Source organism: Rathayibacter sp. VKM Ac-2804 (assembly GCF_009866655.1).
Lineage (GTDB): Bacteria > Actinomycetota > Actinomycetes > Actinomycetales > Microbacteriaceae > Rathayibacter.
In genome coordinates this window covers 2,636,756-2,661,384 of the sequence record NZ_CP047420.1, presented here as the reverse complement: position 1 = coordinate 2,661,384, position 24,629 = coordinate 2,636,756, and the positions used below count along the sequence as shown (strand labels likewise).

Sequence of the window (24,629 nt, the reverse complement as noted above, 5' to 3'; positions counted from 1 at the left end):
GCCCCCGGGCCGGTGTTTCACCTGGTCGGCCCCGAGAGATCACTCTCCGAGGGGCCGCCGACACCGAATCCCGTACACGGTGGATTGGCCGAGAGGCGAGGCAGCGGCCTGCAAAGCCGTATACACGGGTTCGAATCCCGTATCCACCTCGATCGTTCACCGAACGAGGCGCTCCTTCGCGGAGCAGCGGGCGATTGGCGCAGCGGTAGCGCGCTTCCCTGACACGGAAGAGGTCACTGGTTCGATCCCAGTATCGCCCACCACGACGACACCCCCGGCCCCGGCCGGGGGTGTCGTGCGTTGACGGCCGGCTCGACGTCCCCGGCTGCGCGGTCTAGCCTCGCAGGGTGTCAGCCTCGATCGCCGTCGGCCACGGCACCGTCCTCCGCCTGATCGCCCGCGAGGACGGCCCCGCACTCGCGAGCGCGTACCGCCGCAACCGGCTCCGGCTCGCGCCGTGGGAGCCGACGCGCTCGGCCCGGTTCTTCGAGGCCGGCGGGCAGACCGACGCGATCGCCGACGCCCTGCACGGGCACCGGTCCGGAGCGCTCCTCCCGCTGGTGCTCGAGCGCGGCGACGAGCTCGTCGGGCGGGTGACGCTCTCGAACGTGGTGCACGGCGCCTTCGACAGCGCGGACCTCGGCTACTGGGTCGACGGCGAGCTCGAGGGCCGCGGGGTGATGACCCGGGCGGTCGGCGCGACGCTCGGCCTCGCCCGCGACGAGCTGCGGCTGCACCGGGTGCAGGCGGGCACGCTGCTGCACAACGTCGGCTCGCAGACGGTGCTCGAGCGCAACGGCTTCGAGCGCATCGGCACGGCCCGCCGCTACCTGCGGATCGCGGGGGAGTGGCAGGACCACCTGCTCTTCCAGGTGCTGCTGGAGGACACGGCAGCGACTCCCCTCCTGCCGCCGCAGGCCCCGCCGATCCGGCTCGTCTAGGGTGAGCGGCGCCGACGCTCGCTCGGTGCGGCGAGGCGGAGGGACGGCGGACGATGAGGCGCACGATCGGCGGACGCGGGTTCGACTTCGAGCGGGAGGTCGCGGTGATGGCGGTCGTGAACCGCACGCCGGACTCCTTCTACGACAAGGGCTCCACCTTCGCGCTCGACCGTGCCGTCGAGGCGGCCGTGCGGGCCGCCGAGCAGGGCGCCGACTGGGTCGACATCGGCGGGGTGCCGTTCGGCCGCGGGCCCGCCGTCTCGCTCCAGGAGGAGCTGGACCGGGTGGTGCCGGTGGTCGCGGGCATCCACGAGCGCAGCGACGTGGTGATCTCCGTCGACACGACCCGCGCCGAGGTGGCCCGGGCGAGCATCGCCGAGGGCGCCTCCGTCGTCAACGACACCAGCGGGCTGCACGATCCCGGGATGCTCGCGGTGCTGGCGGGCTCCTCCGCGCAGCTCGTCGTCACGCACAGCCTCGGCGCGCCGCGGAGCGAGCCGGCGGCGCCGCAGTACGACGACGTCGTGGCGGAGGTGATCGAGCACCTGCGCGTCCGGGTCGACCGGGCGCGGGCGGCGGGGATCCCCGACGACCGGCTGATCGCCGATCCCGGCCACGATCTCAACAAGAACACGCTGCACACGCTCGAGCTGACCCGACGGCTGGGGGAGCTCGCGGTGCTCGGGCTCCCCGTGCTCGCGGCGGTCTCGAACAAGGACTTCATCGGCGAGACCCTGGACCGGCCGCAGGGCGAGCGGCTCGAGGGCTCGCTGGCGGCGGCGGTGATCTGCATCCTGAACGGGGCGCGGATCGTCCGGATGCACGACGTGCGGCAGGCGGTGGACGCGGTGCGGCTGACGGAGGCGGTGCTCGGCTGGCGCGCTCCGGCGTATCTGCGACACAACGTCGCGGCCGACGAGACGGCGGCCGGCGCGTGAGCGCGCGGATCGATCGGCTCCGGCCCGCGCCGGCTGCGGACCTGGACGACGGGCAGCTGCTCGCGGCCTATGCGGAGGGCGCGGGTGACCGCTGGCTGCGGGTGAACTTCGTCTCGAGCATCGACGGCGCGGTGACGCGCGAGGGCGTGTCGGGGGCGCTGGGCGGCGAGGCGGACCTGCGGGTCTTCGACCTGCTGCGGCGCCTGGCCGACGTGGTGCTGGTCGCGGCCGGGACGGTGCGGACCGAGGGCTACGGGCCGATGGTGCTCGGCGACGAGGCCGTGGCGGCGCGGACGGCGGCGGGGCTGCCTCCGCACCCGCTGTTCGCGATCGTGTCGGGGTCGCTCGACCTCGATCCCGCGTCGCGGATCTTCACCGAGGCGCCGGTGCGGCCGATCGTCGTGACGACGGCCGCCTCGCCGGAGCGGCGGCGCGCCGAGCTGGCCGACGTGGCCGACATGCTGGTCTGCGGCGAGGACGCGCTGGATGCGGGCCTGATGCGCGCGCGGCTCGTCGAGCGCGGGCTCGGCCGGATCCACTGCGAGGGCGGTCCGGGCCTCCTCGGCACGCTGCTGGCGGCGGACGCCGTCGACGAGCTGTGCCTGACGATCAGCCCGTCGCTCGAGTCGGGTGACGCCGGACGCATCGCCCGCGGCGCTGCGACGCCGCGCGACATGCGCCTGGCTCACGTGCTGGCCGCCGGCGACACCCTCCTCCTCCGCTACCTGCGCTGACCGTCTTCGAGATGCCACCTGTGCACGCGACACGCCGAGGAGAGCGTGCACAAGTGGCGTCTCGCGGGAGGGTGGAGGGGTGAGTGGGCTGGATCTGAGCAGGCAGACGTCGATGGTCGGGGTGCGGGTCCCCGAGGTGGCGGTGGCGCTCAACGGGGGAGTCGCGCCGGAGCTGGTGTGGCGGAACCAGCTGGACGGGCTGACGTTCCGTGTGCGGGACGGGTATCTGAAGTGGAATCCGCGGGCGAGCGGTGTCGACCTCGGGCGGGAGGCGGTGCGGCTGGAGTGGCTGGCCGGGCGGCACCCGGCGCCGCGGATCCTCGAGCGCGGTGAGGACCCCGAGGCCCAGTGGCTGCTGACGGCACCGCTCGACGGTGCGAGCGCCGTCGCTCCGGAGTGGGTCGCGCGGCCGGAGGACGCGGTGCGGGCGATCGCGGCGGGACTGCGGGCGGTGCACGCGCTGCCCGTCGCCGAGGTGCCCGCGGCGCTGCGTGGCGACTCGTGGTTCGACCGGCGTCCCGCGGCGCTCGGCGCGGCGCCGGCGCTGGACGAGCCCGTCGTCGTGCACGGGGACGCCTGCGCGCCGAACACGCTGATCGGCGCCGACGGACGCTGGTGCGCCTCCGTCGACGTGGGCGACCTCGGCGTGGGCGACCGCTGGGCGGACCTCGCGGTGGCGGCGGTCAGCCTCGGCTGGAACTACGGCGACGGCTGGGCGCCGCTCCTGCTGCGGGAGTACGGGGTCGAGCCCGACGAGGAGCGGGCGCTCTACTACCGGGAGCTCTGGGGGCTCGAGTCCTGACCCGTGTGCGGCACGGGGTCGGACTGCGCCGGCTGCTCAGGACCTCGGCGGGCACCCGTGCTGATCGAGGAGCCCGCCGAGCGGGCGCATCGAGATCCACCAGCGTCGGAGGAGGAGGCTGCGAGCCCGCCCTGCTGAGGACGTCGGGTCTCGAGACGCCCCTGCGGGGCTACTCGACCACCATGAGCTCGAGACGCCCGTGCGGGGCTACTCGATCCGAGTGATGGGCGCCGCGCGTCCTCATCCCGCGTCAGTCCTTCGCGGACGCCTTCTCGGTGTCCTTCGCGGCCTCGTCGTCCTGCGACGGGCCCTTCTGGCCGCGGTTCTCGCTGGAGAGGCGCAGCCAGCGGCCGTCGCGGACGTCCTTCTCGTGCACCGCGGCCTTCTTCTCGCTCGCGGCCGTGTCGCGCGGGGGCAGCTGGATGGTCTCCTCCGCCTCGATGCCGGCCTGGAGCTCGCGGCCGCGCTCGAGCTCGGCGTCGAACTCGGCGCCGAAGAGCAGGGCGATGTTGGTGATCCAGATCCAGAGCAGGAAGACGATGACGCCACCGAGCGAGCCGTAGGTCTTGTTGTAGTTGGAGAAGTTGGCGACGTAGAACGCGAAACCGACCGAGGCGAGCAGCCAGATCGCGAGCGCGAGGATCGAGCCGACGCTGATCCAGCGGAACTTCGGCTGGCGGATGTTCGGCGCCCAGTAGTAGAGGATCGCGATGGTCAGCACCGCGATGATCACGAGCACCGGCCACTTGACGATGTTCCAGACCGACAGCGCGGCGGGGCCGAGACCGACGACGTCGCCGACGGCGGAGGCGACCGGGCCGCTCAGCACCAGGATGAGCGCGGCGACCACGATGAGAATCACGGTGACGACGGTGACGCCGAGCATGGTCGGGCGCAGCTTCCAGAACGGGCGGCCCTCGTCGATCTCGTAGACGCGGTTCATCGCGCGGCCGAAGGCGCCGACGTAGCCGGAGGCCGACCAGAGCGCGCCGAGCAGACCGGTGACGAAGGCGACGCCGGCGGCCGGGGAGTTCACCAGCGACTCGATCGGGTCGCGCAGCAGGTCGACGACCTCGGCGGAGGCGAGGTTGCCGACCAGGTCGAGCACGGTCTGCGTGGTCGCCTGCGCCTGGCCGAAGAGGCCGAGGACGGAGACGATCGCCAGCAGCGCCGGGAACAGCGCCAGGACGGCGTAGTAGGTCAGGGCCGCGGCGAGGTCGGTGCACTGGTCGGCGCCGAACTCGCGCCCGGTCTTCTTCAGGACGTAGAGCCAGGAGCGCTTGCTGATGTCGGTGACGTCGTCGGGCTTGCGCGCGTCGTCGGGCTCGGGCGCGGTCTTCTCACGGGTCGTGCTCTTCTCGGCCATGCCGCCACGCTATTGCCCCCGGCGGGCTGACGGTGGCCCCTTGACGCCGCGTCGCCCGATCCGGGAGGGGAGCGCTCTCAGGCGGACCGCTCCGTTGTCTCTCAGACCGTGCGGCCCTGACGGCTCGCGGCGAGGATCCCGAAGGCGAGGAAGGAGCAGGTGGCGGTGAGCACGATCAGCAGCGGGGCGTCCCAGCCGCCGCTGACGTCATGCGCGAGACCGACGACGGTCGGGGCGGTGGCCGCGACGGCGTAGCCGAGGCCCTGCACGGTGGCGGAGAGCCGCGAGGCGTGCCGGTCGGAGCGGGAGAGGCGCACGAGCAGGACGAAGACGACGGTGATGCCGCCGCCCTGCGCCGCGCCACCGAGCAGGCACCACAGCGCCCAGAGCTGCGGGGCGAGCAGCAGGCCGAGCGGGACGGTGCACCAGAGCACGCCGATGAGGACGATGCTGCCGAGCGGCCGGAGCCGGCGCACCACCAGCGGGACGCCGATCGCGCCGATGATCGCGGCGATCTGGAAGACGGAGGAGCTCGCTCCGGCCGCCTCGATCGAGAAGCCGTTGCGGTCGACGAGCAGCGAGGGGAGCCAGGCGGTGACGCCGTAGTAGGAGAAGGCCTGGCTGGCGAAGCAGACCGCGAGCGCGAGCACGGTGGCGCTGCGCCAGATCCGCGGTGCCGGCTCCTGCGGTCCGCGCGCGGCCGGCGGGCGAGGGGCGGGGCGGAGAGCCCGCGCGGGTCCGCGGGCGAGCAGCCAGCCCGCGACACCCAGGACGTTGAGCACCAGCCAGGCGAGCAGTGCGCCGCGCCAGCCGAGCACGAGGGCGAGCGGCGCGGTGCCGAGCGAGGTGATGGTCGAGCCGATGTTGAGCGCCGCGGTGTAGACGCCGGTCGTGAGGTCGACGCGCTCGGGCGCGACGTCGCGGCGGATGACGACGGGGACGACGACGTTGCCGATGGTGATGAAGACGCCGATGAGGATCGTGCCGGCGACGACGGAGACGACGTCGCCGGCCGAGCGCAGGATCGTGCCGAGGGCGACGCCGAGCACGGTGACGGTCACCGCGGCGTCCGGCCCGACCCGGCGGATCACGAGCAGGGCCAGCGGTGTCGCCAGGGCGAAGCAGAGCACCGGGATGCTGGTCAGCACGCCGGCCTGGCCGGAGGAGAGCGCGAGATCGCCGCGGATCGCGTCGATCACCGGAGCGACGGCGACGATCGGGCCGCGCAGCACCAGCGCGACCAGGGCGACGGCGACGACGAAGAGCCAGGGGGCGCTCCGCCTCGTCACGCCGGTCAGCTGGAGAGCCCGGCGGCGCGTGCCAGGAAGGACAGCACTCCGAAGACGATGCCGATGACACCGGTGATCAGGCCCGCGGTGGCGAAGCCGCGGCCGCCGAGCTGCGCGGAGGCGGCCCGGCCGCGGACGCCGAAGACGATCGCGAGGATCGACGGGACGAGCAGCGGGTTGATCAGGATGCTGGCGATGCCGAGGACGAGGCTCGCGATGGCCAGGGAGTTGCGGCGCGAGGGGGCGGCGCCGTAGCCGGGAGCCGCTCCGTAGCCGGCGGCCGGGCCGTAGCCGGGTGCGGGGCCGGAGGCCGGGGTGACCGGGTACTGAGGGGCGGCGCCGTACCCGGGGGCGCCGGAGCCGGGCGCTCCCGGCTGCTCGGGCGTGCCGTAGGCGGGAGCGGGCGGCGCGGCGGGGCGCGAGCGATCCGTCCAGGCCGCTCCGTCCCAGTAGAGCTCGGCGCCGAGGTCGGCGGGGTGCGGGTACCAGCCGGGCGCGGGAAGAGAGGCGGAGTCGTCGGGCATGGGCCGATTCTAGGGCGGCGGGAAGGAGCAGTGCGGCCGGGCGGCGAGACCGGGAGCGCGGTCCCGCCGCGTCGCCACGGCGTGCAGGACCGCGGCGCAGGGCAGGATGGACCCGTCGAGCGGGCTCGCCGCGCGGTCGCCGGAGGAGGAGCCATGGGCTGGAGCATCGTCGAGGTCGAGTGGGCGGACCCCCGGGCCGAGAGCCTGCGGTCGGCGCAGCGGGTCGAGCTGGACGAGCGCTACGGCTCGGACGACCACGAGCCGGGGACGCCGCCGTCCGCCGACGACGTGCCCGTGTTCCTCGTCGCCGTCGACGAGGGCGGCGCCGCGCTGGCCTGCGGCGGGCTGCGGCCGCTGCCCGAATCGGTGCTCGGGCCGGACGTCGTCGAGGTGAAGCGGATGTTCGTCGATCGGTCCGCTCGCGGCTCCGGAGTCGCCGCGGCCGTGCTCGCTGCGCTGGAGGACAAGGCCCGCGAGCGGGGGGCGGTCCGCCTGGTGCTGGAGACGGGCACGCTGCAGCCGGACGCGATCCGGTTCTACACGCGGCAGGGCTACGCGCCGATCCCGCTGTTCGGCTCGTACCTCGGCTCGGAGCACTCGGTCTGCTTCGGGCGCTCGCTGCGGCCGCCGCGGATCGAGGCCTCCGCGGACGTCGATCCGCGGGCCCGGATCGGCGACGGCACGCTCGTCTGGCACCTCGCGCAGGTGCGCGAGCAAGCGCGGGTGGGCCGCGACTGCGTGATCGGCCGGGGCGCCTACCTCGGCCCGGGCGTCGTGGTCGGCGACCGCTGCAAGATCCAGAACCACGCGCTCGTCTACGAGCCGGCCGTGCTCGGCGACGGCGTCTTCGTCGGCCCGGCCGTCGTCTTCACGAACGATCTGCGGCCGCGCGCCGTGACTCCGGACGGCGCGCTGAAATCGGCGGACGACTGGCACGCCGTCGGCGTCGTGGTCGAGGACGGCGCCGCGATCGGCGCCCGCGCCGTCTGCGTCGCTCCGGTGCGGATCGGCGCCTGGGCGATGGTGGCCGCCGGGGCCGTGGTCGCGGCCGACGTGCCGGCCTTCGCCCTCGTGGTCGGCGTGCCCGCCCGGCGGGTCGGCTGGGTCGGCCGGGCCGGGGCGCGGCTCGAGGCGGCCGGCGACGGCGCGGGCGGCACGCTGTGGCGCTGCCCGGAGACCGCGGAGGAGTACGTCGAGCGCGACGGGGTGCTCAGCCGGATCTGATAGCCGGCCCCACCGCGTCGGCCCCGGTGCCGCGCCGGGCTCAGCTCCGGTGCGTCGTGAGCCCGCTCCGCTCGGGGACGGGCGTGCGGTGGCGGACCAGGGCGGGCGGTGCGCCGTGGACGGCGGGTGCCGAGGCGTGGAAGGCCGGCGGCGCGTCCCGCGCATCGGTCGTCGCGCTCGCGGCCGTGCTGCCGGCCGCGATCGGGAGACGGGCCGCGGGGACCGTCCGGGCCGGTGCCGCGCCGCTCGATGCCGCTCCCTTCCGCTCGCGCCGGCCCTCGATCGCACGGGCGATCGAGATCGCTCCGAACAGCAGCACGACGCCGCCGACGGCGACCATGATCATCGCGCGGAGCCGGTCGGAGACCTGCTCGACCGCCTTGCCGGGCGTCTGCACCTCGAGTGCGGTGAAGAGGTAGCGGTCGTCGGCGCCGTTGATGGTCTGCATGCTGCGCAGCGTGTCGACGAGCCGGTCGCCGAGCGCGGTCGTCGTGGCGAGCGAGCCGTCGGCCGTCGGCGCGTCCGCGGTCACGCTCAGCAGCAGCCCCTGGCCGGACCAGGCCGAGCGCTCGACCGCGAACTGGGTGCTCAGCCCCTGGGCGGCGAGCGCCTCGGCCGTCTCGTCCCCGTTGAGGACGGTGACCAGCACCTGCGCGGCGAGCGAGTTGTCCGAGGAGCGCAGGTACGGGTTGTCGGAGTTCAGCGCGGCGAGCGCCGGGTCGGCCTCGAGCTCCGCCGTGCTGGGCAGCTTCGGGTTGACGAGCGCGTAGGTCGCGGTCGAGGCGTAGGTGCGCGGGGAGAGCACGAGGACGTAGGCCATCGCGGCGACGGTGAGCGCGAGGACGACGCCGGCGAGGAGCCGGTGGCGCCAGAGGGTGCGGAGAACGGAGACGGGGTCCATCAGGACAGCCTTTCTGGGACGTGGTCGATCGCGCCGCGGGCGGGGACGGAGGCGTCCGTGCGCACGGCGGAGGGGAGTCCGAGCTCGGCGCGGACCAGGAGCCAGCAGCTCCCGGACAGGCCGAGCACGAACGGGAACAGCAGGGCGAACACCGGGAAGCCCAGTGAGTCGAAGGTGGCGGAGGCGACCGCCGCGACGGTCGCGGAGGCGGCGACGCTCCCGGTCAGCGCGCGCAGGCGCGGATCGCGGGCGACCTGGGCGGCGATCAGCCCGAAGAGGGCCGGGACGCCGAAGTAGGCGAGCACCGCGGCGGCGCCGAGGAGGCCGAGCGTGATGGCGGCGCCGAGGTACTGGTTGTCGAGGATGAGCAGGGCGCTGTCCGGGAGGTAGGTGCCTGGGCCGGTGCCGAGGAGCGGCTGGTGCGCGACGAGGGCCGCCACACGGGGGTAGTTGTCGAGGCGGTTGGTGATCGAGGAGTCGCTCGTGCCCGCGCCGATCGAGCCGGTGAGGGTGCCGAGCAGGCCCGGGGTGGTCACGAAGAACGCCGCGACGGCGACGGGAGCGACGACGTAGCCCCACCTCCGCGCGTACGCGGGCAGGAAGACCGCGCAGACCGCGAGGCCCACCACCAGCGAGAGCACTCCCGAGCGCGAGACCGTCAGCGCCAGGGCGACGACCAGCAGCACGCAGGAGGCGGCGCGGAGGAACCGCGGGCTCGTCCGGTCGTACAGCAGCCGCCAGATCGCGAGGGGGAGCAGCATCGCGGAGACGACCGCGAGCTCGATCGGGTGGAAGGTGGTGCCCGCCACCCGGGTGAGCCCGTCGCGGTCCTGGAACGGTGTGCTGCCGCCGTTGTCGACGAAGCCGATCATGACGCTCCGGATCCACTCGACCGGGTCCACGTGGGTGGTGAACTGGATGATCGCCACGATCGCGCAGAGCGACGCCGCGTTGACCAGCGAGCCGAGCAGCACCCGTGCGTCCTCGAGGGTCCGCACGCTCTGCGTGGTGACCAGGGCGATCCCGGCGGAGGCGAGCAGCAGCAGCAGCCAGCGGTCGGCGCTGAGCTGGCCCTCGCCGGTGCGCGGGACGGTGTCGTTGACGGTGTAGCGGACGTAGGACGCGATGCTCACCAGCAGCAGCAGCGTGAGCGCGGCCCGCCCCGGGTGGCGCAGCGGGATCGGGTCGTGCAGCCCCAGCAGCGCCGACGCCGCCCACGCGCCGGTGAGCAGCAGCGCGAGCACCATCGCGACGGAGCCGGACGCACCCAGGGGAGCCAGGACCTGATCCGCCGGGAAGAGGAACAGCGCGTAGGCGACCAGGCGCAGCAGCGTCGGGGGTCCGGTCCGCTCGAGGGGGAGGGCCACGGCTCAGACCCCCGACCGCGGGGCGGAGGCCGGCCGGCGCGTGGTCTCGTCGCGGGTCCAGGCCGCCGATCCGCTGCGGGGCAGCCGGCTGGCGAGGGCGAAGCAGAGGTAGACGGCCGCGTCGGCGAGCTCGAGCGGGCCCTGGGCGGCGCGCAGCACCTGCACGGCTGTGCGGCTCGAGCGGCGCTCGCCGTCGGGGGTGGACGCTGCCAGCTGCGCGCTGCCGCGCTGGGTGCGGCGGAGGACGCCGAGCAGGCTCGCGGCGCTCCGGGGCACCTGCACCACCGCGGGGGCGGTGGCGACGACGGCGCGCTCGGTGACGGAGAAGCGGCCGTCGACGAACTCGTCGTCGGCGATCAGCGCGGGGAAGGTCCCGATCCGGTCGTGGCCCGAGCCGCTGACCGCGTAGCCGCCGGCGCCCCAGAGCGCGGTGTGGAGCGAGGGGGTGCGCGACCGGGCGCGGTAGTAGGCGCGCACCAGCGGGTCCGCGCCGGTGGCGTCGTAGACCGCGGTCGGCCGGGCGGCGAGCAGCCCGCCGCGGGTGACGGCGTCGAAGACGTTCCAGACCGCGTCCGCGGTGACGCCGACGTCGGCGTCGAGGTAGAGGCGCGGCCAGGTGGCGGCCGCGGCGTCGCCCGCGTTGAGGGCCGCGGTCTTGGACGCCTCGGCGATCTCGACCACGGTGACGCCGGCGAAGCTCCGCGCGATCTCGGCGGTGCGGTCGCTGCAGGCGTTGCAGACCACGATCACCTCGAGGGCGCCGCTCGCGGCGGCGGCGGCGAGCGGCGCCAGGGTGCGGGCGATCACCGACTCCTCGTCGTGCGCGGGGACGACGACCGAGCCGCTGGGATGCGTCGGGGTGAGCGGCCGGGCCGGCGCGCCGGAGGGGAGCGAGGCCAGCCGGGCGCCGACGGCGAGCGCGAGGGCCGCGTGCCGGTGCGCGCGGCCGCGGTCGCCGGGGAGGAGGCTGCGGGCCGACTCCGCCGCCAGCACGACGAGGCGGAAGGTGCTCGAGTAGAGCGTGCCGTGGAACTTCTGCACGTAGCGCACCCGGTTGACGGCGAGCAGCGCCGCGAGCGCGCTGGACGAGCCGGAGCCGCCGCCGTCGTGCACGACCTGCGCGGCAGGCTCGAACCACACCTCGACGCCGAGCTCGCGGGCCCGGCGGAAGTAGTCCGTCTCCTCGGAGTAGAGGAAGAACCGCTCGTCCCAGTCGCCCAGGCGCGCCGCGACCAGGGCGTCGATCAGCATCGCGGCGCCCGTCGCCCAGTCGATCCGGTGGGCGTGCCGGTAGCTCTCCGGATCGCTGTCGGTCTCGCTGGAGAAGGCGGGGCGGTCGAGCATCCGGTCGCCCAGCAGCGCGTCGCCCAGGGCGCGCAGCCGGGTCGGCTCGCGGCGCAGCGAGCGCGACGGGGCACCCTCGGCGTCGCGCAGGAGCGGCACGACGATGCCGGCCGAGGAGGAGTCCCTCCGCTCGAGCAGCGCCGAGACGGCGCCGGGCAGCACGACCAGGTCGGGGTTGAGCACGAGCAGCGCGCCGGCGTCGCCCGCGTGCCGCCGGGCGATGTTGACGGCGGCGGCGTAGCCGACGTTGGCGCCCGCGTCGACGGCGACGACGTCGGGGTGCGCGGCGGCGAGGGCGAGCGAGCCGTCGTCGGAGGCGTTGTCGACCACGACCACGCGCAGCCGGACACCGGCGGCGGCCTCCGCGCGCAAGCTGGTCAGCAGTCGCTCCAGCGTCGCGGCCGAGCGGTAGCTGACGACGAGGGCGGCCACGTCGGCGTGCTCGCCGGGGCCGGCGAAGCCACCGCGCGCGCCGGGCTCGATCGTGGGCAGCACGGTGAGGTGCGGGGTGCTCCGGAGGCCGGGGCCGCGCTGCGGGGCGGTCGAGCTGTGCAGGCGGAGTCGACCGTAGGCGAGCGGACCCTCGACGAGGTAGCGGCGGGCGAGGCGGCGCGGCTCGAGCGCGAGGCGCCACAGCCACTCCACCCCGCGGTCGGCGACCCACTGCGGCGCCCGGCGGACGGAGCCGCCGAGGAAGTCGACGGCCGCGCCGAAGGCCAGCAGCACGTGCGCGCCGGTGCGGGGGCCGTGCTCGTCGATCCAGAGCTCCTGGCGGGGCTTGCCGAGTCCGACGATGAGCAGATCGACCCGCGCGCCGCGGATCGACTCGACGAGCGCCGCGTTGGCGGCGGGGTCGGCGAGCTCCTCGCGGGAGGGCGACCAGAGACCGGCCATCACCAGGTCGGGGCGCTCCTCGGCCAGGCGCGCGCGCAGCCGGGACTGCGCGGCCGCGGAGCCGCCGAGGACGCCGACGCGGACGCCGTCGGTCGCGGCGCGGTCCAGCAGCGGGCCGATCAGGTCGCTGCCGGCCAGGCGCGGCCACGACTCGCCGGTCAGGCGCTCGGCCTGCTTGGCGATCGGGCTGCCGTCGATCAGGGAGAGCCACTCGACGGGGCGGGCCGGAGCGTCCGCGGGCGCGGCGGTCCACTCCGTCTCGCCCTCGGCCACCGGGACGAGGACGAGGGTCGGCGCCTCGGCGACCGGCAGGGCGCGGCGCTCGAGCACGTGCTGCCAGCGGCCGCCGTGGCCGAAGTGGTTCACGTGGTCGACGTTGACGGAGAGGACGCCGAGCGGTGCGTCGTGCGCGGCGGCGGCGCGGTCCGCGATGGTGCGGACCGCCTCCTCGTGCCGGGCGAGATCGACGGGGCTGCCGCCGAGGACGACCCGGCGGTGGGTGTCGAGGGTCATGAGTCAGCTCTCCGATCGAGCGGGGGCGAGGGTGGGGACGAGTGCGGGGGCGGATGCGGGGGCGGCGAGGGTGGTCCGGGCGAGCTCGTCGAGCACGACGCGCTCGACGACCTCCTGGGCGACGCCCCAGCCGTGCCGGACGCCGGCGGCGACCTCGCGGCCGGGGCGGGCGGCCGCGACCGCGCGGCCGAGCGCCTCCGCGATGCCCGCCGGGGTCGGCCGGGCCCAGCTGGCGCCGGGGTGCGGCAGGTCGGCACGGGCGTCGACGGCGTCGTTCACCACGGCGACGGCGCCGCAGGCGAGGAGCTCCTCCGCCACCAGCGAGATGTTGGTGAAGGAGAGCGCGATGCCGGCCGAGCAGCGGTTGTAGAGCGCGGCGAGCTCGCGCGGCGCGAGGGTGCCGTGCTCGATCACCGGCACGTCCCACGCTCCGGGTGCCGTGCCGTAGACGTGGATCGGCACCTCCGGATGCTCGGCGTGGAAGAGCGCGAGCGCCTTCCGGCCGAGGAGGTAGCCGCGGCGGTCGGCCGCGGGCTTGGCGTAGAAGACGACGCCCGAGCGCTCGCCCTCGGGGTTCTCGAGCGTGTAGGTCGCGGTGTCGCAGCCGAACGGGGCGGTCTCGCTCTCGACGCCGAGCGCGTCGAGGTGCGAGCGCACCATCTCGCCGAGGGCGATGGTGCGGAAGCCGAACCGGTAGCTGTCCTCCGCCAGGGCGGCGAGGGTGCCGCGAGGGTGGAAGAACGGCTCGTAGTCCTGCACGAAGTACAGCCGCGCCATCGGCGCCGTGCCGCGGGTGGCGAGCACGTGCGCCGTCTCCCAGGAGGTCGCGACCGCGGCGTCGACGCCGGTGACGCCGTCGTCGACGCTGCGGATGTCGACGTCGAGCCATGGCCAGCCGGCGCGGATGATCGCGGCGCGCGTCTCGAAGTCGGCGCCGTGCCGGTCGTAGAGGAACAGGGTGCAGCGGTGGCCGCGCTCGACCAGGCCCTGCACCATCCGGAACAGGGTGGTGTGGCCGCCTGAGCCGCGGTCCGGCGGCGTGCAGATCCAGCCGATCGCTGCGGGGCCCTCGGCGCGGGCCGGGGCGGCGGGCAGGTGGAGCAGGCCGGAGTCGGCGATGTCGCTGGGGAGCAGCGGCATGTCGAGCTCGCGGACGCCGACGCGGTCGCCGAGCGAGCGGACGGCGCGCTGCAGCAGATCGCGGCCGCCGGTGGTGCGCAGGCGCCGGACGAGTTCGCCGGGGACGCGGGAGGCGCGCATCAGAAGCTCCCCTCGCGGTGCCAGCGGCGCCAGGACCGGTCGGTGCGCAGGCGCCGCAGCACGCGCTCCGCGAGGAAGCGCGGGGCGAACCGGTCGCTCGGCGCGCTCAGCAGGCGGGACTGCAGGCGCTCCCACTCGGGCAGCCGGGCCGCGTCGCGGTAGACCGCGTGCGCGAAGCCGAGGTGCGCCTCGAGCTCGGTCGTCTCGGAGCCGCCGCTGTCGAAGCGCTGGGCACCCTTCACGAGGGCGTCGCGGGCGAGAGCGCGGCGGGCGAGGTGCTCGAGCTCGGCGCGCCGCTCGAGCGGTCCGCCGGGATCGGCGAAGAAGGTCTCGAAGGCGAGCAGGCGCTCGCGGAGGTCGTGCAGCGGGGTCACGGTGTCCGAGCGGCTGCCGGCGTGCTCGCGGTGCCACGCCTGGTCGACGCCCTGGATGTAGGCGACGTCGGACGCGGCGGAGAGGCGCAGCCAGAGCTCCATGTCGTAGGTGTGCGGCAGCGGCCGGGGCCAGCCGACCCGGTCGAGGACGGAGCGGCGCACGAGCACCTCGGGCGAGGTGATCACGTTGAGCCCGGTGCGGCAGCGCTCGTGCAGCCAGTCACCGCCGGACCAGAGCAGCCAGGAGGTCGGCGTGGTCCGGGCCACGGGCAGCACGCTGCCGTCGGGGAAGTGCACGGGGTGGCCGTAGACCAGTCCCACCGAGGGGTGCGCGCGCGCGACGGCGACCGCGCGAGCCAGAGCGCCCGGCGCGATCACGTCGTCGGCGTCGAGGTACCAGGAGAACTCGCCGGTCGCGACGGCGAGCGCGGCGAGCACGCTGCCGACGGGCCCGAGGTTCCGCGGGTTCGCCAGCACCAGCACGCGGTCGTCGCCGGCGGCGATGGCGCGCGCGACCGCGAGCGAGTCGTCGGTGGAGCGGTCGTCGACGATCACCAGCTGCACGCGGACGCCCGTCTGGCCGAGGGCGCTCGCCGCGGCCGCAGGCAGGAACTGCGCGTAGTCGTGCAGCGGAATGAGGACCGAGACGGTGGCGTCGGAGGTGTCGACGTCCTCGACCGGCACCGTGCGACCGCGTCGAGTCTCCGCGGCGACGGCGGTCGTCACGACAGCACCCCCGCCGGGCTCGGGGCGGCGGAGGTCGTGCTCCGCAGCACGGCGATCAGCGACTCCGCCACGTACTCCTGCTGAGCCGCGGTGATCCCCGGGAACAGCGGCAGGGTCAGCAGCTGACCGGCGAACGCCTCGGCGCGCGGCAGCGAGCGCGGGCGGCCGGAGGCGGGGAGGAACGGAGCCAGCAGGTGCACCGGCGTCGGGTAGTGCACGCCCGTCGCGACGCCCGCCCCCGCGAGCGCGGTGCGCAGCCGCTCCCGCTCCGGCGTGCGCACGACGTAGAGGTGGTGCACGTGCTCGTTGCCCGGTGCGGTGCGGGGGAGGACGAGCCCGTCCACGCCGTCGAGCAGCTCGCCGTAGCGCGCGGCGGCGTCGCGGCGCTGCTGGTTCCACTCGTCGAGGTGCGCGAGCTTCGCGCTCAGCACGACCGCCTGCAGCGAGTCGAGCCGCGAGTTGGTGCCGACGACGTCGTGCCGGTAGGCGCTGAGACCGCCGTGGTTGCCCAGCCGGCGGACGGCCGCGGCGAGCTCGTCGTCGTCGGTCATCACTCCGCCCGCGTCGCCGTAGGCGCCGAGGTTCTTGCCCGGGTAGAAGCTGGTGCCGGCGATGGCGCCGAGCGAGCCCGCGCGGGCGCCGAAGCGCCGGGCGCCCTGCGCCTGGGCGGCGTCCTCGACGATCCGCACGCCGTCGCCGAGCGCCGCCGCCAGCTGCTCGACGGGAGCGCACTGCCCGTAGAGGTGCACGGCCATCACGGCGCGGGTGCGCGGGGTGCGCGCCTGGGCCGCGGAGTCGACGTCGATCAGGTAGTCGTCGTCGCAGTCGACGAACACCGGCCGCGCACCGGCGCGGACGACGGCCTCGGCGGTCGCCACGAAGGTGTTCGCGGGCACGAGCACCTCGTCGCCGGGCGCGAGGTCGAGGGCCAGGAGGGCGAGCTCGAGCGCGTCCGTCCCGTTGCCCACGCCGATCGTGTGGCGCACGTCGCAGTAGGCCGCGAACTCCTCCTCGAAGCGGGACACGTCCGGCCCGCGGACGAACGACGAGTCCGCGAGCACGCGGTCGAAGCCCTCCCGGATCACGTCGGCGACGACGAGGTGCTGGAGGTGCAGATCGGCGAGCGGGACGATCGGCTCGGTGGTCATGAGGCGTTCCTTCGGTCGGAGGTGAGCTCGCGGACCCGGCGCAGCAGCCAGGTCCGCAGGAGGAGGAGGTAGAGCAGGCCGCCGGTCGCGCCGCCCAGGAGCAGGGCGAGCCAGTCGGCATCCAGGCCGACGGCCGCGAGGCCGAGCGGGACGAGCAGCGCGGCACCGGCGGCGGCCGCCGCGGCGAGCGCCGGCGGCAGCAGGGAGCGGCCGACGGCGCGCAGGTCGACGTCGATCGAGCGCAGCAGCCAGGCGAAGACGGGACCGACCACGAGCGCGGCCACCCCGATCTGCGCCCAGGCCGCGCCGACGAAGCCGCCGCCGAGCACCGCGGGCACGAGCGCGAGCGTCAGCGCCGCGAACCAGACGCCCTGCACGATCGCGACGCGACCGGAGCCGCCCTTCGCGAGCGCCGCCGAGCTGAAGAGATCGGCCACCACCCGCAGCGCGCCGACGACGCCGAGCAGCCCCAGTGCCGCCGCGGCGGGAGCCCAGCGCTCGCCGTAGACGACGTGCACCAGCGGCGCGGCCAGGGCGGCGAGCAGTGCGCCGAGCGGAGCGGCGAGCGCCCAGGTCAGCCCGGTCGCCGCGGCGACGGGCAGCGGGCGGCCGTCCTCGTGCGCTCGGGAGAACGCGGGCAGCGCGACCGAGCGGACGACCTGTCCCACCGCGGTCATCGGCCAGGTCGAGATGTTGAAGGCGAGGACGTAGTAGCCCAGCGCGACCGGGTCGATCAGCCCGGCGATCACCACCTTGTCGGTGCCGAGCACGCCCCACGAGATCAGGTTCGCGATCGCCACCGGCAGGCCGAAGCGCAGCGCGGAGGGGGCGATCGAGCGGTCCCAGCCGAGGCGGGGCCGCTCGCGGGCCGCGACGAAGAGCAGCACCATCGTGCAGGTCTGCGCGACGACGCGGCCGACGGCGAGCGCCAGCACCCCGGTCCCGGCGGCGAGCAGCGCGAGGGTGATCGCGGTCGAGACGACGAAGTCGACGGCGGCGATCACGAAGAGCGGCCGCTGGGCGAAGCGGCGCTGCAGCGCGGCGTAGGGGACCACTCCGGCCCCGGCCAGCGGCAGGGTGATCGCGAGGACCGCCAGCACGCCGGCCGTCTCGGGCGAGCCCGTCGCCGCGGCGATCATCGGCGCCGAGGCCGCCATCGCCGCGCCGAGAGTCCCGCCGAGCACCAGGCCGAGCACGGCCACGGTCGGCGCGCGCCGCTCGGGCTCGCTCGAGCGGATCAGATCGGTGCTGAGACCGAAGTCGGACAGCGCCATCAGCACCGACTGCACGGTGAGCGCGAGCGCGTAGACGCCGAACGCCTCGGGAGCGAGCAGCCGGGCCAGCACGACGCCCAGGGCCAGGCTGCCGAGCCGGAGCGCGATCGTGCTGAGCGCGCTCCAGCCCAGCGCCGAGGCGATCCGACTCGAGCCCGCCGCGACGGGCGGGGTCTGCACGGCGGTCACGAGAGCGGCCTCCGCGCGCGCTCGCCGGCGCGGACGAAGCGCCGCCACTCGGCCGTGTCGACGACCGCCGGCCAGCACTCGGCGGCGATCGAGGCGAAGCGGGCACCCTCCGCCTGGTCCTCCGGGCGGGCGGAGGCGCGACTGCGCAGCGCCCAGCCCATCGCCTCCTGGGCGAGAGCGCGCCCGGCGTTCGCGCGCCGATCGCCGCCCTGCGCCCGCCGGCCGGAGGAGTCGTGCCCGGCACTGGTGAAGAAGTGCTCGATCGTCCCGCGGCGTTCGCGCAGCTCCGCCAGCGGATCGGTGCTCGGCTGCGGGTGGCAGCGCGTCTGGACGGCCCCGTTGACGCGCCCGATCCCGCCGAGCGCCGCGAGCCGCAGCCCGTAGTCGAGGTCGGCGGTGCGGGGGAGGTCCTCCGCGTAGCCGCCGAGCGCGTCGGCGATCGAGCGGCGGACCAGGGCGGCGTGGTCGACCAGCTGGTCGGAGCCGTTCCGGCTGATGCGCTCGATCCAGTCGGCGCCGCTCCAGAGCGTCCAGTCGAGGCGTCCGGACGGCGCGGCGGCGGGCCGCACCGAGATCTCGGCGTCGCCGTGCACGGCGCCCACCCACGGGTGCGCGGCCAGCAGCGCCGCTGCCCGCTCGAGGGCCCCGGCGGTGAGCGCGTCGGTGCTCGGCAGCACCAGCACGGACTCGCCGCGCACGACGGCGAGGCCCGCGTTCCGCGCGGCGAGGGTCCCGGTCCCGGGACGAGGGACGAGCACGCGCACCCGCTCGTCCGCGATGCCGACCGCCGCGTCCGTCACGACGACCACGTCCAGCCGGACGCCGCGCTGAGCCAGCACGCTCGCCAGCGCCGCCGTCGGCGAGGCGCCGTCGACGGCGGCGATCACGACGGAGACGAGGGGCGCGGGCCCCGCGAGAGGGAGCGCCGGCGAGCGGTGCCCGCGGACGGCGCTCATGCGGACGCCCCCTCGAGGGTGCTGTCCGCGCGGCGGACGGCGACCGGCTCGATCCGCGGACCGGCGGGGACGCCGAGCCAGGTCTCGCCGGCCGGCTGATCGCGCAGCAGCACCGCGCCCATGCCGAGCGTCGCCCGGCGGCCGATCCGCGAGCGCTCGCGGACGGAGGCGCCCATGCCCAGGTACGCCTCCTCGCCCACCCGCACTCCGCCGCCGAGGGTGACCCCGGCGCAGAGGGTGGCGAACGAGCCGATGCGGTCGCCGTGGGTGAGGGTGACGTTGGGCATCGCCACCACGTGCCGGCCGATCGCGACATCGGCGGTCAGCACGACGCCGGCGAGCAGGATGCTCCCCGCGCCGATCCGGCAGTCGTCCGGCACGTGGATGGCGGGGTGCACGAGCCGCGCGTAGCGGTGGTCGTGCACGCCGAGCGCACGGAGGCGGTCGACGATCCGCGCCCGGCCGCTGCCGTGGCCGACGCAGACGGCGATCTCGGCGCGGGGGTGCTCGGCGATCGCGTCGAGGCCGCCGATCACGGGGACTCCCGAGATCTCGGTGCCCCAGCGCGCGGCGCCGTCGTCGACGACGCCGATGACGCGATGGCTGCCGCTCACGGAGAGGAGGGCGAGGGTCTCCCGCGCCAGTCCGCTCGCGCCCACCAGGATCAGCTCACGCACGGAGGACCGCCGTCTCGTGCTCGCGAGCCAGGCGCGACGGGGCCAGAACGGCCTCGATCACCCGGTCCTGGTCCTGCTCGGTGAGGGCGTGGAACAGCGGCAGGATCAGCGTCCGGTCGGTGAGGCGCTCGGTGACGGGCAGGCGGTCGGCGTTCGGGTGGTCGCGGTACGGCGGCTGGCGGTGGGCCGCCATGATGCCGCGGCGGGCCGAGACGTCGCGCGAGGCGAGCTCGGCCATCAGGCCGTCGCGCTCGAGCGGGTAGTCGTCGCCGACCTCGATCCAGAAAGACTGGAAGTTGCTCGTGCCGTGCTCCGGGTCCGTCACCGTGCGCAGGCCCGGGACGTCGGCGAAAGCCGCCGCGTAGCGGGCCGCGAGCGCCCGGCGGCGCTCGATCAGGGCCGGCAGCCGGCCGAGCTGCACGAGGCCGAGGGCCGCCTGCAGATCGGTCATCCGGAAGTTGAAGCCGACCTCGTCGTAGTGCTCCGGCGCCGCGAGCACGCTGCCGTGCCGGTCCGCCGCGGAGACGGACATCGAGTGCTCGCGCAGGCGGCGGGCGCGGGCCGCGAGGTCCGCGTCGTCCGTCGTGAGCATCCCGCCCTCACCGGTCGTGAGGAGCTTCCGCGGGTGGAACGACCAGGCCGTCAGCGCCGCGCCGGCCCCGACGGAGCGACCGTGGTACCGCGAGCCGGCGCCGCAGGCCGCGTCCTCGAGCACGAGGACGCCGAGCGGGTCGCAGAGCGCGCGGATCGGCTCGAGGTCGACGGGCACGCCGCCCTGATCGACCGCGATCACCGCGCGGGTGGCCGGGGTCAGCGCCGCGGCGATCGTCTCCGCGGTGACGTTGCCCGTGACCGGGTCGACGTCGGCGAAGACGGGCCGGCCGCCGGCGTGCACGACCGCGTTGGCGGTCGCGATGAAGGAGAAGGAGGGGACCACGACGTCGTCCCCGGCCGCGACGCCGCCGACCACGAGCCCGAGGTGCAGGGCCGTGGTGCAGCTGGACAGCGCGACCGCGTGGCCGACGCCCATCGCCTCGGCGAAGGCGGCCTCGAAGCGCGCGACCCGCGGGCCCTGCGCGATCCAGCCGGAGGCGATCACCTCGGCGAGCGCGTCGCTCTCCTCGGTGCCCAGCCAGGGGCGCATCACGTCGATGCGGCCGGTGCTCGCGGGCGCGGTGCTCGCCGCGCTCATCGGGTCGCTCCGCTCAGGACGGGGGCGTCCATCCGCTCGGCGCGCCACCACTCGACCAGCGAGCGCAGACCGCTCTCCAGGTCGTACGCGGTGACGAAGCCCAGCTCGTCGCGTGCCGCCCGGGTGTCGGCCAGGCGCCGGGTGACGCCGTTCACCGAGCGCGCCGGCGCGAAGTCGACGTCGAGGTCGGACTCCATGACGTGCAGCAGCGTGCGGGCGAGCTCCAGCAGGCTGGTCTCGACCCCCGTGCCGATGTTGAACGCGCCGTCGCGGCCCGCCGTCGCCGCGACCACGTTGGCCCGCGCGACGTCGTCCACGTGCACGAAGTCCATCGTCTGCGCGCCGTCGCCCAGGATCAGCGGCGGGACGCCCGCCTCGATCCGCTCCATCCAGCGCACGAGCACCTCGGTGTAGAGGCCGTGCACGTCCATCCGCGGTCCGTAGACGTTGAAGTAGCGCAGCGCCGTCGAGCGCAGCCCGTTCATCGCGCCGAAGCTGGTGAGCATGCCCTCCGAGAAGGCCTTCGCCGCGCCGTAGATCGTGTCGTTGGCGTAGGGGTTGTTGCTCTCGGGAGTCGGGAACTGCGTCGCGAGTCCGTAGACGGAGGCGCTGGACGCGGCCACCACCCGGCCCACGCCGTGCGCCGCCGCCGCCTCGAAGACGGTGAAGGAGCCCTGCGCGAGGACGTCGAAAGCGAGGCGCGGGTCCTCCGCGCACTGCGTGATGCGGATCGCCGCCTGGTGGAAGACGACGTCCTTGCCGCGGACGACCGAGTCGACCGTCAAGCGGTCGCGGATGTCGCCCTCGATCAGCCGGACACGGCTGTCCTGGAGCGCGTGCTCGAGGTTCTGCCGGCGCCCTCGGACGAGGTTGTCGAGGACGTCGACCCGGCCGACGCCGGTGTCGAGGAGGCGGTCGACGATCGTCGAGCCGATGGTGCCGGCACCGCCGGTCACCAGGACCTCGGCGCCCTCGAGCGAGACGGGGGAGGGGGTCAGCTCAGCCACGACGCCTCCTCCAGGCGGACCGCGGGAGCGGTGGTGCGGCTGACCTGGCCGGCGTCGAGCAGCCGGTCGCTGACCTGCTCCAGGACGCTGAGGACGCGCAGGGCGGCGCGGCCGTCGGTGCGGGGCGCGCGGCGCTCCGAGATCGAGGTCGCGAACTCCGTGACCATGTCGGCGAGCGGCTCGCGCTCGGGCAGAGCGGGCGACCAGGTGTCGCCGAGGCGGTAGGAGATCGCCGCGTCGTGGCGGGAGGTCCCGCCGCGGAGCGAGGTGCCGAGGTCGACGCCGCGGTCGAAGACGCTGAGGCGCTGCTGCGGGTTCACGTCGTCCCAGACCAGCGTGCGCCGCGAGCCGCCGATCACCATCCGGCGGATCTTGGTCGGGCTGAGCCAGTTCACGTGCACGTTGGCGATCGCGCCCTGGCCGAGCGGGACGGTCAGGTAGCCGACGCAGGCGCGGCCGGAGCCGAGCGGGTCGGAGCCCTGGGCGGCGACGTTCCCGGGGCGCAGGCCGCCGGGGATGATGAAGTCGAGGATCGACAGGTCGTGCGGGGCGAGGTCCCAGAACACGTCGACGTCGGGCTGGATCAGCCCGAGGTTGATCCGCACCGCGTCGACGAAGAGCACGTCGCCGAGCGAGCCGGCGGCGATCAGCTCCTTCATCTTCAGCACGGCCGGCGTGTAGCAGTAGGTGTGGTCGGCCATCAGCACGACGCCCGCGCGCTCGGCGGCGTTCACCATGTCGATCCCGAGCACGCTCGAGTCGGCGAGCGGCTTCTCGACGAGCACGTGCAGCCCCGCGGCGATCGCCGCCATGGCGATGGCGTGGTGGGTCCGCGCCGGCGTCGCGATGGCGATCGCGTCGAGCCCGGGCAGGTCGAGGACGTCCGAGAGCGAGCGCAGCACCGGGACGGAGCCGTTGGCGCGGGCGACGGCCTCCGCGCGGACCGGGTCGAGGTCGCAGATCGCGACCAGGTCCCAGTCGGCGCTGGCGGAGAAGTTCCGGGCGAGGTTCGGGCCCCAGTAGCCGGCGCCGACGAGCGCGACGCGGAGCCTCCGGGAGGGGATGGTGGTGGTCATGGCGGGTTCCTTCGGGTGAGGAGGGCGGCATGCGGGCACGCCGGGGGGACCGGGCTCTCCGACCAGGGAGGAGGAGCGCACGGACGGTGGGGGACGGCGAAGCGGAGCGCGCCGAGGGAGGGGGACGGCACGTCAGGGCGCGCCGGGGGAGGGGACGGCGTGGAGAGCGCCGGAAGGGGGGAGAGAGGAAGGAGGGGAGCGGCGGTGCGTCAGTACGCGCCGACCGGGCGCAGCATCACGCGCAGCGTCCGCCAGAGGATGAGCAGGTCGCCGGCCAGCGACCAGTTCTCGACGTAGTAGAGGTCGAGGCGGATCCCGTCCTCCCAGTCGAGCTCGGAGCGGCCGCCGGTCTGCCAGAGCCCGGTGATGCCGGGCTTGATGTAGAGGCGGCGGTTCACGACGTCGTCGTAGCGCTCCACCTCGCTCAGCAGCGGCGGGCGCGGCCCGACCAGGCTCATGCTGCCGCGCAGCACGTTCCAGAACTGCGGCAGCTCGTCCAGCGAGTACCGCCGCAGCACGCGGCCGAGCGGTGTCACCCGCGGGTCGTCGCGCAGCTTGAACAGCAGTCCGGAGCCCTCGTTCGCCGCGCTGAGCTCCGCCAGCCGCGATTCCGCATCGATGCTCATCGAGCGGAACTTCAGCATGGTGAACAGCTGCCCGGCGCGGCCGACCCGCTGCTGCCGGAACAGCGCCGGCCCGGTGCTGTCGCGCCGGATCATCACCGCGAGCACGGCGAGGAGCGGCGAGAGCGCCACGAGCGCGAGAGCGGAGACCGTCACGTCGAGCACCCGCTTGAGCGCGTGGCGCGGTCCGGAGTAGCGCGGCGGCTCGACCCGCATCAGCGGGAGCCCGTCCACCGGTCGCCAGTGGATCCGCGGGCCGGCGACGCTGCTGAGCCCCGGTGCGAGCACCAGCTCGACCGCGAAGGGCTCGAGCGCCCAGCAGAGCCGGCGGAGGTAGGCGTCGCCGCCGTCCACCTGCCCGGCGACGACGACCGCGTCGGCGCGCTGCTCGACGACCGCCTGGGCGATCGCGTCGATCGCCCCGACGACCGGGATCGAGCGGCCGCGGACGGTGATCGAGCGCCGCGGGTCGGCGCTGCCCCGCTCGGAGCCGTCGGTCGAGAGCGCGACGCCCACGACGTCGTACTCGACGCGTCCGCGCCGGCGGTCGATCTGCGTGACGATGTGCGTCACGTCGGGGACGCCGCCGACGACGATCACCCGCGAGAGGGCGCGACCGGCGCGGCGCTCTCGGGCGAGGTGCCCGCGGCTGAGGGCGTGCGCCGCCAGCATCCCGCCGAGTCCGACGGGGAGGGCGATCAGCACCAGCACCCTGGGCAGATCGACGTGGGTGAGGACGGAGGCGACCGAGGCGAGCCCGAAGGTCGCGACCGTCGCCGACAGCAGGCGGCGGAACTCGTCCGCTCCCGCTCCGATGCGGTGCGCGAGGCGCCGCTGGGCGAGCAGGACGGAGCAGACCCAGAGCGCGGCCAGCACGGCGGCGACGACGAGGTCGGCGGGTCGCGACTCGGTGGCCGAGCGCAGGCCTGCGGCGAGCGCGACGGCACCGAGCACGACGAGGACGTCCGCGGCCAGGACCCTGCGCGAGAAGCGGCGTCGCCAGCTCGAGGCCTCGGCCGGCGGGGCCGGGACGAGGACGAGGGCGCGCGGATCACGCTGGAGGGACCGGGCCGCGGCGGAGACGGCGGTCACCAGCGTCTCCTGCTCTCACCACCGCTCGTATGCCGGGTCGCCGGGGGGCGGCGACAGCGGATCGAGGAGGGATGGAGCCGTGAGGGCGCGCCGGAAAGAGCGCGCACCAGTGGTGCATACAAAGGGATCAACCTGCATTTCGGGTTTACAGGGGAAGGGGGTACTGCAGGGCGGGCTCGGAGGCGAGCGCGGTTTCGG

Annotated in this window: 21 protein-coding genes, 2 tRNA genes and 1 pseudogene; 8 read left to right on the top strand and 16 right to left on the bottom strand. The window is 75.1% G+C overall.

Annotated features, from left to right (window positions below):
- The first annotated feature begins 78 nt into the window (after positions 1-78).
- The 6 genes from GTU73_RS12505 to GTU73_RS12480 all read left to right on the top strand — a co-directional run bounded on the left by GTU73_RS12505 (position 79) and on the right by GTU73_RS12480 (position 3,415).
- Positions 79-149 (top strand) — tRNA-Cys (locus GTU73_RS12505).
- A 39-nt stretch (positions 150-188) separates the two neighbouring features.
- Positions 189-263 (top strand) — tRNA-Val (locus GTU73_RS12500).
- An 84-nt stretch (positions 264-347) separates the two neighbouring features.
- Complete coding sequence (locus GTU73_RS12495; protein ID WP_160089942.1) at positions 348-941, top strand: GNAT family N-acetyltransferase; 594 nt, start codon at positions 348-350, stop codon at positions 939-941.
- Positions 942-994: 53 nt separating this feature from the next.
- Positions 995-1,879 (top strand): dihydropteroate synthase, encoded by an 885-nt coding sequence (folP, locus tag GTU73_RS12490; RefSeq protein WP_160089940.1) that lies wholly within the window; start codon positions 995-997, stop codon positions 1,877-1,879.
- Positions 1,876-2,613 carry a pyrimidine reductase family protein gene (locus tag GTU73_RS12485; protein WP_160089938.1) on the top strand — a complete coding sequence of 246 codons (738 nt, stop codon included), beginning with the start codon at positions 1,876-1,878 and terminating at the stop codon, positions 2,611-2,613. Before folP ends, GTU73_RS12485 begins: the two co-directional genes overlap by 4 nt.
- Before the next feature lie 79 nt (positions 2,614-2,692).
- On the top strand, positions 2,693-3,415 hold the full coding sequence (locus tag GTU73_RS12480) for a phosphotransferase (protein WP_208543664.1): 723 nt from the start codon (positions 2,693-2,695) through the stop codon (positions 3,413-3,415).
- A 250-nt stretch (positions 3,416-3,665) separates the two neighbouring features.
- Here the strand turns inward: GTU73_RS12480 and GTU73_RS12475 are convergent, their stop codons facing one another.
- From GTU73_RS12475 to GTU73_RS12465, 3 genes are all read right to left on the bottom strand, one after another.
- Complete coding sequence (locus GTU73_RS12475) at positions 3,666-4,781, bottom strand: YihY/virulence factor BrkB family protein (protein ID WP_208543663.1); 1,116 nt, start codon at positions 4,779-4,781, stop codon at positions 3,666-3,668.
- 101 nt (positions 4,782-4,882) lie between these two features.
- Positions 4,883-6,070, bottom strand: coding sequence for an MFS transporter (locus tag GTU73_RS12470; RefSeq protein ID WP_244231625.1), 1,188 nt, complete (start codon positions 6,068-6,070; stop codon positions 4,883-4,885).
- Between the two features lie 5 nt (positions 6,071-6,075).
- Entirely contained in the window at positions 6,076-6,594 is a 519-nt protein-coding gene (locus tag GTU73_RS12465) for a DUF4190 domain-containing protein (RefSeq protein ID WP_160089936.1), read from the bottom strand.
- Between the two features lie 153 nt (positions 6,595-6,747).
- Between GTU73_RS12465 and GTU73_RS19080 the strand changes: the two are divergent.
- Both GTU73_RS19080 and GTU73_RS19075 read left to right on the top strand, forming a co-directional pair.
- Positions 6,748-7,140: pseudogene (locus GTU73_RS19080) on the top strand (GNAT family N-acetyltransferase); the annotation flags it as partial.
- Positions 7,141-7,212: 72 nt separating this feature from the next.
- Positions 7,213-7,818 carry an acyltransferase gene (locus tag GTU73_RS19075; protein WP_208543799.1) on the top strand — a complete coding sequence of 202 codons (606 nt, stop codon included), beginning with the start codon at positions 7,213-7,215 and terminating at the stop codon, positions 7,816-7,818.
- Positions 7,819-7,858: 40 nt separating this feature from the next.
- Here the strand turns inward: GTU73_RS19075 and GTU73_RS12455 are convergent, their stop codons facing one another.
- The 13 genes from GTU73_RS12455 to GTU73_RS12395 all read right to left on the bottom strand — a co-directional run bounded on the left by GTU73_RS12455 (position 7,859) and on the right by GTU73_RS12395 (position 24,431).
- Positions 7,859-8,719 carry a chain-length determining protein gene (locus GTU73_RS12455; protein WP_160089932.1) on the bottom strand — a complete coding sequence of 287 codons (861 nt, stop codon included), beginning with the start codon at positions 8,717-8,719 and terminating at the stop codon, positions 7,859-7,861.
- Entirely contained in the window at positions 8,719-10,086 is a 1,368-nt protein-coding gene (locus GTU73_RS12450; RefSeq protein ID WP_160089930.1) for an O-antigen ligase family protein, read from the bottom strand. Before GTU73_RS12450 ends, GTU73_RS12455 begins: the two co-directional genes overlap by 1 nt.
- Positions 10,087-10,089: 3 nt before the next feature.
- On the bottom strand, positions 10,090-12,837 hold the full coding sequence (locus tag GTU73_RS12445; protein ID WP_160089928.1) for a WecB/TagA/CpsF family glycosyltransferase: 2,748 nt from the start codon (positions 12,835-12,837) through the stop codon (positions 10,090-10,092).
- Between the two features lie 3 nt (positions 12,838-12,840).
- Positions 12,841-14,097 carry a glycosyltransferase family 1 protein gene (locus tag GTU73_RS12440; protein WP_160089926.1) on the bottom strand — a complete coding sequence of 419 codons (1,257 nt, stop codon included), beginning with the start codon at positions 14,095-14,097 and terminating at the stop codon, positions 12,841-12,843.
- The gene (locus tag GTU73_RS12435) at positions 14,097-15,197 is read right to left on the bottom strand and encodes a glycosyltransferase family 2 protein (protein WP_160089924.1); all 1,101 of its coding nucleotides are present in this window, start codon (positions 15,195-15,197) and stop codon (positions 14,097-14,099) included. The genes GTU73_RS12440 and GTU73_RS12435 overlap by 1 nt, the downstream gene beginning before the upstream one ends.
- Entirely contained in the window at positions 15,194-16,345 is a 1,152-nt protein-coding gene (locus tag GTU73_RS12430; RefSeq protein ID WP_160089922.1) for a DegT/DnrJ/EryC1/StrS family aminotransferase, read from the bottom strand. The genes GTU73_RS12435 and GTU73_RS12430 overlap by 4 nt, the downstream gene beginning before the upstream one ends.
- A complete protein-coding gene (locus tag GTU73_RS12425; RefSeq protein ID WP_160089920.1) occupies positions 16,342-17,808 on the bottom strand; it encodes an oligosaccharide flippase family protein in 1,467 nt (488 codons plus the stop codon). The genes GTU73_RS12430 and GTU73_RS12425 overlap by 4 nt, the downstream gene beginning before the upstream one ends.
- A complete protein-coding gene (locus GTU73_RS12420; RefSeq protein ID WP_160089918.1) occupies positions 17,805-18,764 on the bottom strand; it encodes a hypothetical protein in 960 nt (319 codons plus the stop codon). Before GTU73_RS12420 ends, GTU73_RS12425 begins: the two co-directional genes overlap by 4 nt.
- Positions 18,761-19,441 carry a NeuD/PglB/VioB family sugar acetyltransferase gene (locus tag GTU73_RS12415; RefSeq protein ID WP_160089916.1) on the bottom strand — a complete coding sequence of 227 codons (681 nt, stop codon included), beginning with the start codon at positions 19,439-19,441 and terminating at the stop codon, positions 18,761-18,763. The genes GTU73_RS12420 and GTU73_RS12415 overlap by 4 nt, the downstream gene beginning before the upstream one ends.
- On the bottom strand, positions 19,434-20,633 hold the full coding sequence (locus tag GTU73_RS12410; RefSeq protein ID WP_160089914.1) for a DegT/DnrJ/EryC1/StrS family aminotransferase: 1,200 nt from the start codon (positions 20,631-20,633) through the stop codon (positions 19,434-19,436). Before GTU73_RS12410 ends, GTU73_RS12415 begins: the two co-directional genes overlap by 8 nt.
- Positions 20,630-21,640: an NAD-dependent epimerase/dehydratase family protein gene (locus GTU73_RS12405; RefSeq protein ID WP_244231624.1), complete on the bottom strand. Its 1,011-nt coding sequence runs from the start codon at positions 21,638-21,640 to the stop codon at positions 20,630-20,632. The genes GTU73_RS12410 and GTU73_RS12405 overlap by 4 nt, the downstream gene beginning before the upstream one ends.
- Positions 21,628-22,716 (bottom strand): Gfo/Idh/MocA family oxidoreductase, encoded by a 1,089-nt coding sequence (locus GTU73_RS12400; RefSeq protein WP_160089912.1) that lies wholly within the window; start codon positions 22,714-22,716, stop codon positions 21,628-21,630. The genes GTU73_RS12405 and GTU73_RS12400 overlap by 13 nt, the downstream gene beginning before the upstream one ends.
- 209 nt (positions 22,717-22,925) lie before the next feature.
- A complete protein-coding gene (locus tag GTU73_RS12395; protein ID WP_160089910.1) occupies positions 22,926-24,431 on the bottom strand; it encodes a sugar transferase in 1,506 nt (501 codons plus the stop codon).
- Positions 24,432-24,629: the final 198 nt, after the last annotated feature.

Excerpts from the sequence above, each read along its gene's own strand:
- GTU73_RS12455 (WP_160089932.1), bottom strand. The coding sequence starts at position 8,719 with ATGGACCCCGTCTCCGTTCTCCGCACCCTCTGGCGCCACCGGCTCCTC.
- GTU73_RS12400 (WP_160089912.1), bottom strand. The coding sequence starts at position 22,716 with ATGACCACCACCATCCCCTCCCGGAGGCTCCGCGTCGCGCTCGTCGGC.
- GTU73_RS12430 (WP_160089922.1), bottom strand. The coding sequence starts at position 16,345 with ATGACCACCGAGCCGATCGTCCCGCTCGCCGATCTGCACCTCCAGCAC.
- GTU73_RS12410 (WP_160089914.1), bottom strand. The coding sequence starts at position 20,633 with ATGAGCGCGGCGAGCACCGCGCCCGCGAGCACCGGCCGCATCGACGTG.
- folP (WP_160089940.1), top strand. The coding sequence starts at position 995 with ATGAGGCGCACGATCGGCGGACGCGGGTTCGACTTCGAGCGGGAGGTC.
- GTU73_RS12475 (WP_208543663.1), bottom strand. The coding sequence starts at position 4,781 with ATGGCCGAGAAGAGCACGACCCGTGAGAAGACCGCGCCCGAGCCCGAC.
- GTU73_RS12440 (WP_160089926.1), bottom strand. The coding sequence starts at position 14,097 with ATGCGCGCCTCCCGCGTCCCCGGCGAACTCGTCCGGCGCCTGCGCACC.
- GTU73_RS12445 (WP_160089928.1), bottom strand. The coding sequence starts at position 12,837 with ATGACCCTCGACACCCACCGCCGGGTCGTCCTCGGCGGCAGCCCCGTC.
- GTU73_RS12420 (WP_160089918.1), bottom strand. The coding sequence starts at position 18,764 with ATGAGCGCCGTCCGCGGGCACCGCTCGCCGGCGCTCCCTCTCGCGGGG.
- GTU73_RS12465 (WP_160089936.1), bottom strand. The coding sequence starts at position 6,594 with ATGCCCGACGACTCCGCCTCTCTTCCCGCGCCCGGCTGGTACCCGCAC.